The following is a 16,386-nucleotide window of genomic DNA, read 5'->3' on the forward strand; positions in this document are numbered from 1 at the left end:
TCCGAGTGCACGCCGGGTGTGTACGACTGGCCGACCAGCGTGGTGTCGGCGACGGCGCCCTGGAGGCTGCCCGCGATGTGCGAGACGGCGCCGGGTGTCGCCGGGGAGAACGAGGCGCCGAGGACGGCGGCGTGGTGGCCGAGTCGGTCGGAGTCTTCGCTCCTGCGTCCGACCGGCTTCGGGTCCGCCTGCGGCCGGCGGCCGGAGTTCTCCGCGATGGCAGCTTCGGTCGGCCGATAGAGATTGCGGTCACCGATCGGCGACTGGCTCGCGTCGTCGAGCGTTGCCGGCTCCTTCGGGTCGACGGCCATCCACTTCTGGAGCATGGCGGCGTCCATCGGGTCGACGACCACCCACGGCTGCCAGGACGGGTCGTCCATCGCATCGGCCGGACGCTCCACCAACAGCACATCGCGACCGGTGGCGGGATCGACCTCGAGGTACGGCGTACCCCAGGGCGCGATGACCGACCGGCGCCGCGCGGTGGCGACACGCTGCGCGGGCGACGGGCCGTAGAAGTACTGCTTCCTTTCGGTCTTCGTTCCGTCGGGCTGGGTTTCGACGTGGGTCCGGGACCCGATATCCGGGCCCACGGCGGCGTTGGCCATCGCGAGGACGACGGTCGCGTCCTTCGGTACGCCGACCCTCTCGAAGTACTCCGAGAGCTCTTCCATCTCGTGTGGTGTGTACGCCCAGCTCTGCCCGCCCTCGGCGTCCTGCGGAGCGCGCTTGAACACATTCAGCTTGCCGCCCTTGACGAGCGCACCCTCGATCAGGTGTGGACGGAGACGGGATGTATTCGACCCGGCGTTCCATGTCACTGCGTCGGCCAGGGCCGCGGACTGGCTGACCGCACGGCCGCGCCAGCGGTTGTCCCGCTCGGAGCGAGCGGAAATCGCGCCGGCGAAATCGTTCCGGCGGTAGGACAGCCGCGCAGGGCGGACCTGCTTCGGCCGCAACTGCTGGAAGCCCTCGAAGTCCCTGCGGTCCGGGTCGCGGTAGACACCCAGAACGCCGTGCTTGTCGAGGCCCACTTCCTGTGCGGCGGCGTGCATCAGGATGTTCTTCGGGGCGAAGAGCTCGGTGAGCTCCTGGGCTGCGACGGTCTCCTGGCCGAGGTCGAGGTTCGAGAAGCAGCCCATGTCGACCACATTGAGCGGAACACCCTTGAGGTCGGCGAATTTCAGCATGTAGGTGTACGTGGGGTGCTGGGTGGCCAGTTCGTGCATGTGCGCCGCCGAGGTCACCACCTTGTCCCGCCGGCCTCCGCGCGCCTTGCCCTCGGCCAGGCGCGGGTCGAAGCGGTCGGCGCTGCCGTGGACCTGGAAGTACATCGTGGGCCCGTGCCAGGTCATGGGCAGTTCTGCGACGATCGTCGTGGTGCTCTGGCCGCTCTTCTCCCCGGCGTTCTGCGGCTGGCCGTTCCCGCTGGTCAGCTGGTCGGCCATCGGCTTCGGAAGCGCGACAGCCAGCTTTTCGCGCAGGCCCACCCGGTGCTTGGGCCAGCCCACGGTCTGCTTCGTTTCGCCCGGCGCCATGAACGACAGGGCCACCGCACCCGGCGAGAGCGTCCCGAAGGTCCGCACGCTGAAGACGCCGAGACCGGCCGAGCCGTAAATGGCGTTCTGGGTCCGCAGCGCCTCGGCTGCGGTCTCGGCCTCGGCCCTGCCCTTGGTGTGCAAGGTGTGGGCCACGGAGAGGAGTTGCTCCTGGCGCGCTGCCTGAGTGAGCGGCCGGGGGGTGGCCGGTGCGTGCCGGATCAGGATGGATTCCGCCTGCTCGAGGAGCGCGCGGACTTCGGCCTCGGTCTGCAGGAGTACATCGGCACGGGCTGTGTCCCCTGAGCCGGTACGTCCGTGGGCGAGTGCGTCGAGCCGCGCGAGGTCCTCGCCCACGGCGAGGCCCGCGGGCGGACCGCCGGCGACCATCGCGCGCAGGACCTGGGCCTGTACGGGCGCAAGCCGCGCAAGGGCCTTGGACCTGACGCCTGGATCCTCGGCTGCGGCTGCCTGCGCGAGCTCCGGGTGGGTGTACGCCACGATGAGACGCGAATCGTCGGTGAACTCGGCCAGCGTGGTCTCCGCGTCGTCCGGTTGCACGCCGTTCGCCGGATTGAGCGCGAGTTCCGCGTACATCGTGCGGATGTGCTGCTCTGCGGCCTGCAGATTGCCGGCCATGTCCGCGATGAGCTTCGCTTCGGTGTCGAGGACCGAGGCGGAGACGAGTTCGGACGCCTGGCGCAGCTTGCGGACATCCATGAACCGCTGGTAGCGCTGCTTGGTGCGGCTCAGGAGCCCGGGACCCTTCGACGGTGCGGGGGTCTGCTGCGGTGCGGCGGCGGGGAGGCCGGAGGAGACCGTGTCGGTGGGGGCGCCTTCGCCGACGCTGCCTTGGCTGTCCGTGTCTTCGCCGATGGCGGCCGGAGCCGTGGTGTGGCCTGCGGGTGGGGCTCCTTCGGATGTGGCGGCTGCGGTCACGTTGGGCGCCGTCAGGATGTCGTGGCGCCTGGCGACGCGGTCCAGGCGAATGCCGTCGTTCGAGGACGCGTGCTGCTGGACTTCGTCGCTGCCGCCGCCGGTCGGTGCCGTTGAGTCGGCGGCCAGTGACCGGGTGGTGGTGAGGCGGAGCACGGAGCCGTCCAGTGACAGGTCGGCCGCTTCCGACCCGAAGGCACCCTCGGCACCGAGGGTGTTCCGCATCAGCTCGACGAGGCCGTCGCTGAACTCGGTCGCCGGAGTGCCGGGGCCGGGCGGGGGCTGCAGGCCTTGCGGGAGCTTCGCCGCCTGCGCACGGTGGAAGCTGATGATCTTCAGGTTGTCATCGTCACTGAGCCTGAACTCCCGCAGGGGGATCTGCTCGTCCCTGTCCTGCAGTGCGTGGTACGGATCGATCTGGGACGGCAGGATGCCGGCCGCTTCCAACTGGGCTGTCGAGAAGGTCACATCGGGGTTGGCGTACAGCGTCCACTCGGGCTCGCTGTCCGTGTCGTCGTCCGAGGCGCGGGCCGGCATGTCGACCGGCCCGGTGTCGTCGCCCGGGTTAGGAGCGTCGGCCTGAGGCAGGTCGGCGTGCGGCATACGGATCGGGCGGGCCGCGCCGTAGTGGCCGTCCTCGTCCTGACGCAGGACGACATGCCCCTTCGCGGGTCCCTCCGGCTCGAAGGTGGTCACCCGGCCGTCGGCCGAGACCACGCTCACCAAGAAGCCGTACGCACGGCTGGCAAGCTGCGGCAGCAGCGCGGTCGCGGCGCCGTTGCCCCGCAACCGCGGCCGCTTGGGGTCGCTCTGCCGCGTCAGCTGGATGCTGGCGAGCGTCGCCTTCTGCGCGATCGTGAAGTGCCGCCAGGGAGCGGCGCGACGGTCGGAGGTGTACGACACGAAGTGATAAGTCCGCTTGGACCGCGGGCCCTTCGAGGCGTGGGCGGCCTTCTTGGTGATCCCGACAAGCTTCAGCTCGTCCCGGGTGAACTCCATGGTTTCGTCGATGAGCAGCGTGCTCCGCAGCTCACGACTGGCTGCCGTGGTGTTCTGGGAGAGCTTGGCCGCCAGGTCGAACCGCATTCCGTCCGCCGTGGGCAGATCCCGGGCCAGCTCGGCGTCGATGTTTCCGGCTGCGGTCATCTCGTGGGCCGCGTGCAGGAAGGCATGGAAGAAGGAGTTGCGGTCCTTGGCCGCCGGGTGGACCGCGAACTTCGAACGCTTCGCGGCCCAGTCCAGGGTGATGTTCCCGTCCGCGTCCGTCTCGGTGATGAACGTGGCGGGCAGGTCGAGGTGCGGCCCCACCCGCACGGTGGACGGGATCTGGTTCTCGGCCGGGGCGTTCGGTTCGTCGGCCGGCGGCGGGGTCGGCTCCTGCGGCCCGTTGAGCACGGCCAGGATCTCGTCTTCCATCGACTGTCGCCGGTCGGACGCATCGTCCATGTCGAGCGAGGGAAGATGCGGAGCTCCGTTACCGTCGGCCGGCGGTTTCGGCGGTTCCGTACTCGACTCCGTACCCAACTCCGTATGCGACCCCGGATCCGCGGTCGGGTCCGCGGCGGTCGTGACGCGGGGGATCGCCGCCAGATACTCGGAACCACGCTGGTACAGCACGGCGGCGACCGGCATTTTGACGGTCGACGCGCCATCGGACACGGTGCCCGCGGGTGGCGGCGGATCGTAGATCACCGAGGTGTTGTTCTCGCGTACCACCTCGATCGGTACGCCTAGGCGGTACGCCGCGAGGTCGCCCGCGAGACCACCGGTCTCGGCGTTCCAGCCGCGCGCGGCGGACAGCTGCATCCGGACCAGGAGCTCGGTGTCCTTGGGCGAAAGTGACTGCGCGAAGTCGGCCGGCACGGAACCGCCACGGGGCAGCTTGGCGCGGAGATCCGCGCGCGCACCCATCGCGCTGTTGAGGATGTCGTCCGAGGTGAACAGCCCTTGCGGGTCGAACTTCACCGGACCGAGGGGCATTTCGGCGTACGCCACATCCCTGGCGAACAGGTCGCGGCGGGTGCTGAGGCCGTTGGGGAGCGGCCCCTTGGGCAGGGCGGCGAGCAGCGCCTCGTAGAAGAGGTTGCCCTGGCCGGTGACCTCGACGAGGTCGAGTACCTCGCCGTCCGGCCGGGTCAGCGTGCCCGCGTCGAGGTCGGTCGTGTACAGCTGGTCCGGCGTCACGTTGGCCGGAGGCATCCACGGAGGTGTCTTGTGCGAGGGCAGGACGAGCCCGTGGTCGGACGGCGCCTCCGTGTCCGCCTGAGCGGGCCGCGGATCGGACAGGGCGGCGGCGAACTTCTCGTCCCCGAGGTACAGCACGACGTGGGGAGCGTTGTCCGGGTCCGTCGGTGCAGCGAAGGTCTGGTACACGCCGTTGCTGGTGACGACGGTCACCGAGACTTCGTAGACCCGGGAGGCCAGGACGGCCAGTACGTCGGCCCCGGCGTGGTTCCAAGTGGCCTTGTCGTCGGCGCTGCCCATGCGGAGCAACTGCGCACTTGCGAGCCTGATGCGCTGCTCACGGGTGAGCTGTGCGGCCGGCGGGATGTGGCGGGCCTCCATCAACTCCAGCTGGAGTGCGGGCTGATCGGGGAAGTCGATCCCCGCGCTCCGCAGCTCGTCCTCGGTGTACTCGTCGGTCCACTCCGGTGCCAGTGCGTCCACCACATCGGCATTGGCCGGGTCGTGGAGATGGGAGGCCAGCATCTGGCGCAGGTCGGGGATCGGGAGCTGGGCGGCGGCCTTGGCCGGCGAGCTCTCTTCCAGGGCCCGGGTGAGGGCGTGGAAGAAGGAGTTTCCGTCGCTCGGCACGGTGGCGACGGTGTAATGGCTCGCACCTGATGGGGGCGCCAGGTGGACGGTGCCATCGGCCCTCTTCGGCGGCGTCAGCGTGATGGTGCCGTCGTCGGCCTTGGTGACAGTGAAGGTCTCCGGCTCGGGCCCCTTCGGCTTCGTGTACGTGACGGTCGGCGGCACGTCGAGGAGTCCCTCGGACTGCAGCTGAGCGCGGCCTTCGTCGGTGGAGTTCAACTGGTGCCAGCGCATCAGGCGATGTGCGTCGGCGTGCGCGGTGTGTGCCTGGGCGGCGAGCTGCTCGGCCTGTGCCTGCAGGGTGTCGAGTTCGGCCCGCGTCGAGGCGAAGGCCTGCACGGCCTCATCCCGCGCGATTCCCGCTGCATCCAGGACGCGCTGTGCCTCGGCGAGTGCGGTACGTGCCGCGGCCAGTTCGGTCCTGGCGTCGATGACGGCCTGCGGGTCCGGCGTGAGCGGTCCAGGCGTGGCGCCGGCGGGCACGTTCGCCGCAGCCCGGGCGTCCTCCACCAGCTTGGTGGTGCGCTGGACTTCCCGGGTGGCCTCGTCGAACTCGTCCTGAGCCCCTGCGAACCGGGTGGCGTCTCCGCCGGCCTGGGCCGCGTCCAGGTCCTGCTGCCGGTCGCTCAAATCGGCCTGGGCGTCGTTCAGTTGCTCCTGTGCGATACGGAGCCATCGGGCCGCGGCGGGTGCCTGGCCGGTGATCAGGCCCTGGGCGGACGCGATCCGCGACTCGACGCCGGCCCGCGCGACAGTGGCCTCGTCGACGGCGCGCTGCAGCTCCGCGATGCGCCCGGGGTCGCCCTGGGCGCGGGCATCGGCAAGTGCTTGCTGAGCCCGCGCCAGCGTGTCGCTCGCCCCGGTCAGCGCGCCCGGGGCATGAAGGGTCACATCCGCCGCGCCGGCCATCGGGTCCGCCGCAAGGAGAGCCTGCTGCTTCGCAGCGATCTGCGCCCAGGCAGCCTCCAGCTTCTGCCCGGCCGCGGTGTATGTGTCGTCCGCCTCGGTGCGGCGCCGCAGCGGCTCCTTGCCGGCCGCCCGTCGCCTGGTCCAGTACGCTTCGTCGGCCTTCTCCCATGCCTCGTGCAGGGAGTCGACCGCGTCCCATGAATCGGACACGCTCTTCGGATAGTTGGTGTCGTTGAGCAACCCCAGCCTGCGGGCGGAGTCCTCGGTCACCCAGATGATGGCGGTCGCCTGGGTTTCGTACGCCTGCGCCGTGCGGGTCCGCGGGCCGAGGAAGGTCTCCACGGGCTTGGAGTCCCTGAAGCGCTGGTGTACGGAGGCCTTGGCGAGTACATCCAGGGGCACCGAGAAGAGGAACGCGCGTCCCCGGTGGGACTTGTTCTTGACCATCCCGCCGCCCTCCGCACCCGACGGGGTCGCCCGGGATGTGAGGGTGCTGGGTCCGGTCGTGCCGCCCAGCGGATACATGTCGAACTGGGCATCGGAGCCGCCGACGGCTCCGATGCCGCCCACCGCCGGGTTGCCCGACTCCCCGGTCCGCCGCGGCTTGTTGAGCGCCAGCGTCGTGCGCTCCTTGCGGTGGTGCGCGAGGGTCGCGATGGTGAGCAGCGTGGCCTGCGTCAGCTGCGGTTTGGCGAAGAAGGTCACATCACCGTCGGTCCCGCCGAAGACATGGGTCTTGTGCAGAGTGGGCGGGGTGTAGCCGGCCTCCCCGAAAGCGTGGCGTGCGTAGGCGCTCAGGACGGCCGGCTTGGTGGCCTCGGCCAGCGCGTTCGCCGCACCGGAGCCGAAGGTGGTCAAGCCGGTGAAGCCGTACCGCAGCGATGGGGTGTAGCCGGCGTCCGAGGTCAGGTCGTCCACACTGCTCGCGGGGGTCTGCAGCAGCGGGTCGCCCGGCGCCGCTTCATCGGTCGACCCGTCGTCCGAGTCGTCATCCGACACGATCGACGCGGTATCCGAGTCAGCGCCGTCCGCCGCCGGCCCCTCGGGCAATACGGCGGCGCTGTCCTGGAAGGTGACTGCCGTCGTCCCCGGGGTCGCCCCGCCCTCCCGTACGACACCCGTCTCGTCAGCCGGTTCGGTGGACGCGGTGAGGGAGGACGATGAGGGCGGGGCCGGCGCGGGGCCGCCCTCCTCCGCGATGGCGGGGAGCGGTGAGCCCTCCGTCTTCTTGCTCGACGGCCGGTAACCGCCGGCCGCGTCCAGCGCCCGGACTCCGGCCTCCGTGACACTGCCTGCGCCTCGCACGTCGACCACGATGAAGCCCTGCTCCTGCAGGGGGAACACCTGACGGCTGCCGTCGGGAAGATCGACGAGGCGCCAGTCGTCCGTGCCGGTGAACGTGGGCAGCGGCACGGGCTTCACCAGGGCGTCCTGCCCCGGCAGTTCGGGGTCGAGGTCAAGGAGATCCGGGTTCTCGCGCCTCGGCCTGAGCACGCTGACCGGCGTATGCGTGACCAGATCGCCGGCATCGCCGATGGCGGTGTACGGATTCGGCACGTCGCCCGAGGGACTCGGTGCGGAGGTGGCAGGGGAGATGACCGAGAGGTCGCCCGGGGAGTTGGCGGAAGAGCCGTCCGGCGAGTCGACAGGCGAGCTGACCGAAGAGCCGCCCGGGGAACTGACGTCCAAGGAGGACCTCGATGCGGCCGCCGCGTCGAGCAACAGCGAGATCTTCAGCGAGTACTTCGTACTGTGCTGCGCGTGCGGCCCTGCGAAACGGGTCTTGTTCGAGGACTCGACGAGCTTGCTCCGGGTGACCGAGGTGGCCCTCAGCTCGCCCGCCATCTCGGTGTGGTGGACACCGGCGTTCGGAGCGTCGGGGTTCTCCGTGTTGTCCCGGTAGTTCTGCGTCAGACCGAACTGGGAACCGCGGACCTTCACCTCGGCCGACACGGTGCCAGTGTCGCCGATCAGGGCCGTGGCGAAAGTCCGCTTGTGGCCCAGGCCCTCGAAGCCGGCCTCCTCGGGGATCAGCTCGACGTTGATCAGCGCCTGCTGCCCGCCGATCAGGGTGCGCAGCCCCGACTTCGTGACGCGTGCGGGCACCGAGACCCCCGCGTCGCCCGACATATCGCCGGACAGGATCTGGAGGACCCGTGCGGAGACCAGGGTGTTGAGGACCTCCCGGTCGCTGTCGCGCAGGCCGAGCCCCTTGATCTTCTCCGCGAACTCCGCGAGCACCGCTGCGGCGTTGAGGGAATTGATCGGGAACTGGCCGAAGCCACCGGGCCGCACCCAGGCCGGGATGGTCCACTCGTGGGCGGTGTAACGCGGCCGGGTACCGAGGCCGTCATAGTAGAGACCCAGTTCGACGGCGTCCTCCACCGTGATCTGGCCGATCCAGCCGCCGGGCACCAGCAGCTTGTAGCCGGCAGCGTTCGCGAACGAGGCCGGGATGTACTTGGAACCGGCCGCGCTCTTGGAGATCAACTTGGTTGACAGCGCGGCGAGTTCGTAATCGACGTCACCCAGTGCCGTGAAGAAGTCGCCCTCGAAGGAGAGACGCGTCTCGCGGAACACGCCGATCGACGGGCGCAGGACCTGAAGCACGGCGCTGAGATGGGGAATCGCGGTGATTCCGGGCGTCGCCCGGCCGTCCTGGGTCAGGGTGCCGACCTGAGCTCTGAAGCCGAGCAGCCGCATGATGCGCTTGACTGCGTGGCCTTCGGTCCCCAGGTGCTGGGTATGGACCTGTTCCAGCTCGCCCTGGTCCAGCTTGTCGGACGCCAGCCGCAGCCGGAGAAGCTCTGTGCGGTACGCGACGGAGGCATTGACGTTGTCATACGCACGCGGCGTCAACAGCTCGCCGACGCGATGACCGAGCGGTGAGGAGCTCTGGCCGAACATCGCCGTCAGTTCGTCCGGTGCCACGGTCAGGGTCACGGAGTCAATGGCCGGTCCGAAGGAGAGCTGCCCGCGGGACGCCTTCTTCAGAGCCCTGAGCACCAGCCGGGAGATCTCCCGGTGGGCGGTCAGCGACACGGTCTGGAGCTGGTACTTGGAGTATAGGGGGGCGGTCAGCTCGGCGGCTTTGCGCAGATGCCGGCCACTGGCCAGCGCGAAGGCATCCTCGAGCGACAGCTTCGAGCTGTAGGCGCCCTCGCCGAGCGGCTTGAAGGGGTGGTCCGCGTCCGGCCCCTCCGGGTCCGTGAGCGACGCATGACCGGACGACGTGGCGAGCAGCACCTCGCCGCGCGTGCGGAGGCCCAGGTCCTTGGGTGTCTTCACGGAGACGAAGAGCTGGGTGTCCGGAATCTTCAGGAGCCAGCCGCTGCGCAGCAGCGAGCGCAGCTGGGTGAAACCCGTGAGGGTCGCGGTGAGTTCAAGGTCGTAGCGGTGCAGCAGCAAATCGTTGCCGGTGCTGGTGGCTGTCAGTATCTCGACTGTCGGGCCGAAGACGTTGGAGCGGTTGCTCTCGCTGGTCTGTGTTCCGGAGAGCGCCAGCGCGCCGAAGCGGCTGGTTGCCGGGCTGTCCGGGCTCAAGGTCCCCGGCCGTGGGATGAGGCCCACCTCGGGGCCGCCCTCGAAGCTGTGCCCGCCGCCGTCCTCGCTGCGCAGGTTCGTCGAGTTGCCGGTCAGCTTCGCGAGGCGCATATGCGGTTCGGCGCCCTCGGCGCGGCGCCGGGTGAGCTTCGCGCCAAACACCACCTGCCGGGTGGTCATCTTGACCCCGGACTTCCTGCGCAGCTCGACCGGCACACCGCTGGTCATCTGCCGCTCGAGGTTCGTCGCGGTGGCCGAGTGGTACAGCGCCCTCACCACGGCGATGGTGTTGGCCTGCGCCTGGAGGTACTGCTCCATGTCCCCGCCCCACACGGGGTTCTCCGGATACAGCTCGCTCAGCGGAACCGCGAGACCGGGCGCGGCCTTCGCGATCGCCCGGAGCACGTTCTCGGCGAAGGTGTCGAGCAGGGTCCGCTGGCCGGAATCGGTATAGGCGCCCCCGCGGTGGTAGAACGCCTCGACCCGGCTGAGACCCAGCGTCGGCGGGTTGTCCTTCGTGAGATACGGCGGCGGGAAGAGCTTGGGAGACCGCTCCGAGCCGTCGGGCCCCGGCCCTTGCGACAGGGCGCGCCCGGTGTCCCATCCGGCGATGTCGCGCGCCTTGGAACGCAGCATCCGTTCGACGACCCATGTGCGGTGTGTCAGCGGCTTGTACGCCGGGTACTGCCCGTTCTTGTCGGGAGCGGCCTTGATGTCACGTCCCGACCGCACCGCCGTGATCTCGACCGCGCCCGCATAGCCGACCTTGTGCCCGGCGGCCTGCGAGAACCAGTAGGCGATGTTGCTGGTGATGCCTCCGGAGACCGTACCGCGCTCCGTGCTCACACCCGCCCGGCCGAGCAGGGCCAGGATGAGGCGCAGATGCGTACCTTCGCCGAACGCATCGTCGATCTCGCCCTTGCCGCCGACGACCAGGTGCGTGGAGAAGGACTTCCCCTTGATCTGAGTGCGCTCGTTGGCCTGGAGCGTCGAATCGGCCAAGGCGACGCCCTGGTGGGTGATGTCCTGGAACTGCTTGGCCGTCAGCGGAGTGAAACTGATCTGGTATACGCCGAGCGGATCTTCCTTGTCGCCGACCAGCGGAGGTGTGAGCACCGAGCCGGCGGCGAGCATCCTCGCCTTCTGCTTGAAGGACAGGCTGTTGACGAAGTTGGTGATTGTGACGTAAGCCGGGCTCTTCGTCGACACACCCAGCTGCTTGACCATCGCGTCGCGCAGCTCGGTCAGCGGACCGAACTCCTCTGTGACCGTCAGCCGCGGGTCGGGCTTGCCGTTGTACACCAGGGTCTGCGGGGCATTGCCCAGCTCGGGCGCCGTGGTGGCGCTCGTGCCCAGGCGCAGGGCCAGCGCGTTGCGTGTGCCGAAGCCGAACTCGTGCCGCGTGGCGGGGGCCTTGCCCTGCGCCTTGTCCGAGGCCGGCTCGGTGCCGTCGGGACCGAGGACGACCGCCTCGACCTCGACATAGGCATGGCCCACACTGACGCTGGAAGCGCCCCAGTCCGACAACTCCGCATCGATCTGTGTGCTCTTGAGCATCCCGAAATTGAGAGTGCGTCGATGCCCCGGGGTCAGACCACCGCGTACATAGATGCCAAGTGCCGACGTCAGGGCATTGACCGGCATCAGCACATTGAAATTGCGGGCCATGCCGACTTGCGGGGTGGCGCCGGAGGTCACCGCGGTGCGGGAGCTCTTGATCACGGCCTTCGGCTCGGTGGATCCGGTCCCGTTGAACCGCTCCCAGCTGGTGTTGTACGGGCGCAGCCGCACCCTCACCCGGACCGTGTTGCCGCTTTCCGTCTGGTACGTGGTCTCCGCGCCGTCTCCGGCGAGGTGGTCCGGATCGCTCTCGATGGCCTGGGCGAGCTTGGCCGTCAGGCCCTCGGCGGGCTTCTTGCCCTTCGCTTGCCGAGGTGTGAACCCGGTCCGCTCACTGAGCTGACGGGTGATCTCCGCGACCGCCAAGGGTGCGCCGCGGAAGTCGACATGGCCGAGACCGAAGGTGCCCGTGCGCTGCTTGACGCTGTCCGGCAGGTCCGCACTCTCGACCAGGTCGCTGAGCACCTTGTCGAAGGCCGGCATGACGGTGCCGTCATCGAAGGTCACCTGGGAATCGGCGCCGTCCGGAGGCGGCATCGTGAGGTCGAGGCGCGGCGGGCGATGTTCTGCCAGCTGCTGCTCGATCGGAACCTCAGGGGCCTTCGAAACCATGGGCGGCGGCACATCGCTGACCGGAGGCTCGGACGGACTGTTCGGAGAGCCGTTGGCCGCGGGGTCGTGTGGCGCGAAGGAGGGGGCACCGAAGCGCGGAGCCGTCGAAGTCAGTGCCCGAAGCGACTTGGGCAGCGGCTTCTGCGGCGGCTCCGCCAGGAGCTTCGGGCTGTAAGGCTTCAGGAATCTGTTCGTCCAGGGCACCGCCCCGAACCTCGCAAGGACTTCCTCCCGCGGGAATTTGCCGGTCGCCGTGAGCATGCGGAGCGTCTTCGAGGTGAGCGGGGAGACCGACTCGTACTGCGCCGGCGAAGGGCTGAACAGGAACGCCTCGGGAACCTCAGGCATCGCATGGGCGAGGGCGTTGGAGTAGTCCTCCATGACCTGCGCGAAGGTCTGTGTGCCCGAGGCGGTCATATAGGCGAGCAGACCGAGCCTCAGCAACCCGTCGTCGAAGGAGAAGAGCTTCCCCTTGGCCGGATTCAAGGCCTGCATGAGGCGGTACGTGGCGTCCGGATCCGTGCCCGCGGACTCGGCCTGATCCACGGGCTGCAGGTCGATACGGAAGGGAATCGAATTCGTCCCCGGATCGTCAAGTCGCCGCTGCACAGCTGTGGTTGCCTGCTTGATCCGCGTTGGCGAATTCCCCCTTTGGGCAAGCTGCGCGGTTTCCTGGCCGGCGATGATCCGGCGGAGCGCGCCCGACCGCAGGCCGTGGTACAGCATGGACGCACGCTCGTGAACCGTGCCTTGGGCTATCACATCCGCGAGCGCATCGAGGTCGGTGCCCACCGCACCGACCTGCGTCAGGTCCTTGTTGCCGAAGCTCTGCAGCTCTCGATCCGACAGGAGAAGGGCGATCGCCGCTTCCCACAGCTTTGTGGTGATGTGGGTAAGCGTCTGCTCCACCTCGGGCATGAGCGAGATGTATTCGGCGAGATTTGCCTCGAAAACCTGACCATGCTCGTCGAACAGCATCTTCGCCGGAATCTCGTCGTCGGCGATCGGCGAATTGATGTTCCCGATCAGGCGGCTGATCACCGTGATGTGGCGTGGGCGGAGGCCATCCTGGCGCAGCGGGTCGTTGGCAGTGTCGGGCACCTGGTCGGACGGGGCACTGCGCGTCTCCGGGTCCACCGGGCGGCTGAAGTCCCCCATGGCGCTGCCGGGGATGTTCAGGAGCGTGCCGGTGTTGTCGAAGACGGTTTCGTCCGAGGTCCCGTCCGTCCGGTCGGTGTCGGGTGTCTCGCCGGGACCCAGCAGCCGGACCTTGTCACGTGTGGTGGCCGACGGGTCCGCGACGCTGGTCTGGCGCGCGCTTTCGTCGGGCACGCCGATCGAGTGGCCGAGCTCGTGTGCGAGCTGGAGCGCGGTGGCAGTGGTCTGCCACTGGTCGTCCCGAGTGGGGCCGCCGTCGTTGACGAGGGGGACTTCGAGGAGCGCCTTGTCGCCCTCCTCGGCCGCCAGGACCGTAAAGGTGAAGTGGTCGTTGTTCTCCAGTTTGTGGCCGTCGTTGAACATCGCGTTCACACCGGCTTCGGCCTTGTCCCAGGTCTCGTACACCTCCTCTTGCGAGACGTTCTCGGCAGGGATGAGCCGCACCGTGGTCTGGAGGTCGGTGTACACCTCACCCTTGTAGCGGAACCGGGAATGGTAAAAGGCCGGGTGGAGGACTGTGGCGCTGACCTTGCTCTGGTCGGTGCGGTCGGGCCCGAAGCGCCGCATGTCCGGATTGAGCAACTGGGCCATGATGAGCCTCTTGGGAGCATTGAGCCGGGCCTGCCGCCACTGCGGCTCGGCCATGACGCGCCGCAGCCGTTCGCGCCGGATTGCGGCGGCCTCGTTCGCGTCGGGCAGACGCGCCTGGTCCGCCCGGACCAGCGCCGGCGTGCCCGACGGGTCGTAGGGATCGGAGAAGTGGGCGTCTGCCAGCTCGTTGACGAGCGAGACGGGGAAGTACCCGGTCTTCTGCTGGGCGACGTCGAGGGGGAGCAGCCCCGTCCCCACTTGGCCGTAGGCGTTGAGCTCGTTCTCCGCGATCGGGTGGAGCAGATGCGGACGCATCCGGTTGTAGGCGAACTCCGGCGCGGTGATGCCCTCGCGCCTGAGGGTGACATGGAAGGTCTCCATGAACCAGGCGTACTCGTGCCGATACGTGCCCACGAACTGGCCCAGCATGGCCAGGCGCAGAGCGCTGTGATCGATCTCGATGCCCTTGGCCTGAGCGAGCTGGATCATCGCATGTACCAGGAGCCGGCCTGTGTCCTGGTCGGCCTGCTTCCAGAGCACGTACTGGCCGCCGCCGCCATCCGACAGGAGCGGCTGGTCCTGCTCGCTCGCCGTCCTGCGTCGCTGCCTGCGAGGGGTCTGGACCTGTCGCATGTCCACCATGGGGGACGCGTTGAGGAAGGCCAGTTCGGCCGGGCTCAGCGGCAGGACCAAGCTCTCGGTGGACTGCGCCAGGATGCCGAATTCCGTGGCCAGGTCGTCGATGACTCGGCTGGTGGCCGTCACCGCGCTTGCGATGCTGTCGACGTCGCCACGTCGCGCGGCCGACTCGGTCTGCAGGGTGATCTGCTTGAAGCTGCTCAGTTGGGTGGTGAGCGGCGTGGTCATCTCGATCGGCTTCGGCAGGACGTCGAAATCCGACTCGGCGTGGAACTCGCTGGTCAGTTTGAAGATGAGCGGGATCCCGCGGACCAGCATCGCCATCCGCTCACGGGCGTTCCCGGATTCGACCACCTTCTGCAAGGCGGCGCGGTCCGTACCCACAGCGCCCGGGAAGTCTGCCTTCGGCCAGCCGAGCAGGCTGACGGAGAATCCGTTGTCCTGGACGAACTGCCAGAGAGCGTCGGTGAGTTCCCTCAGGGAGGCGTTCACGTCCTGACGAAGCTCCATGGCTTTCGCGACCCGGCCCGCATACGCCTTGCTCGCCAGATCGAGGTGCCCCAGGAAGGTGTCCCGTTCCTCCGCGCGCTTCCTCCCAAGCCGTTGCTCGAGCTTGAGAATCTGCTCCGGCCGGCCGTGCAGCCTGTATGCGGCGATCTCATCGGGGAGCGAGCCGCTGTTGATCAAGCGCAACCGCTGTGTCGTGAACGGGAAGAGCGACTGATAGCGCGTCGAGGGATGCCGGTCATGCACGATCCCCGACATGGAGGGCGCCGACTTGTTGAGGGAGCTGTGGTACTCCGTGAGTGTGTCATCGAGCGACTGGCCTTGGGTCGTGAACATGTGGGCGAACACGGCGAGGCGCAGGTAGGCGTGGTTGAACGGTACCTTCACGTACGCGGCGAGATTCTCCGCCACATACGAGAGCCAGGACGGCGCGTTCACCCGGAGGTCGACCTGCCAGATCGCGAGTTCGGTGTCCTCGTGCTGGATGATGTCGTCCCGCATGAAGGCGCGTTCGGCGGCGCTCAGCGGGATGGCCAGGGAGTCCGTGTCGGCGATGGCGAGACCTTTGAATACGGTCAGGTTCGCGTTGGCGCGGTCGAGGGGGAAGGGCTGGCCGTCGCCCAGAGTGTGGTCGTAGGCGTTCCGCACCTCCTGCCGGTGAATGTTGTTCTGCGCGTCGTGCCATGCCGCGTCGACTCCCGCGTACGGGTCCAGCTGCGGGCTCGGCAACTTCAGCGCGGACGTCAGCGTTCCGGTGATGATTCCCCGGTACAGGAGCGCCAGTTGCATACGCATATTGCCCGAGTCGGCCACTTCCTGTATGACGTCGGGATCCGTACCGACCGCGCCGGGCGGGCCGGACACCGGCCAGCCGAAGCCGCTGAGATCCAGCCCGTTCTGCTTCGCGACATGCACGGCGGCTCGGGCCAGGCCGCGTACCACGCGCTGAGCCTCGGTGCCTGCCGGCGGGGTACCCGGTGTCAGGATGAAGTTGGCGAGCCGCCGCTCGAAGCGCTTTCCTTCCATCTCCAGATGCGCGATGAACTGCCTGGTGGCATCGGACGGGGGACCGTCCACACGGTGCAGGCCCCACTCGTCGGGCTCGGACTCCGGTGCGCGCTCGGGAACGACTACGACATCGGCATCGGATACGAAAGCGGCGGGTTCGATGGTCTTGCCGCCATCGCCCTGGCGCTGAGTCTGGCCGCTTCCCTGGCTCTGGCTGCCGCTCTGGCTCTGGCCGTCATTGCTGCTCTGGTCGTCGACACCGCCCAGGTTGCCTGCTTCGTTCTCATCGCCGGCTTCGCTTGCGTCGCCGACATCGCTCTCTTCGTAGACGACATCGCTTTCGTCGTCGGTGTCCACCCACTCATCGGCGGAGTCCGGGACGGGGTCCGAGAGCGGGGACGCAGGAGGGGGTGAGAGGGTGCCGGACGGATTGAGAGCCCACACCTCGGCGTCGCCCAGGGGCAGCAGCGAAGGCGGCATCAGCAGGGCGGCCTGCGGACCGAAGTCCACC

1 protein-coding gene (only partly in view) is annotated in these 16,386 nt (G+C 68.6%); it reads right to left on the reverse strand.

All 16,386 nt of this window come from inside a single coding sequence — locus ACH4YL_RS25050, hypothetical protein, on the reverse strand. Of the gene's 66,213 coding nucleotides, 20,516 precede the window and 29,311 follow it; the stretch shown corresponds to coding positions 20,517–36,902 (codon 6,839, partial, through codon 12,301, partial); the first complete codon in reading order (the gene reads right to left) occupies positions 16,383–16,385. The start codon and the stop codon both lie outside this window.

The organism is Streptomyces sp. NPDC020681, from assembly GCF_044334895.1.
Classification (GTDB): domain Bacteria; phylum Actinomycetota; class Actinomycetes; order Streptomycetales; family Streptomycetaceae; genus Streptomyces.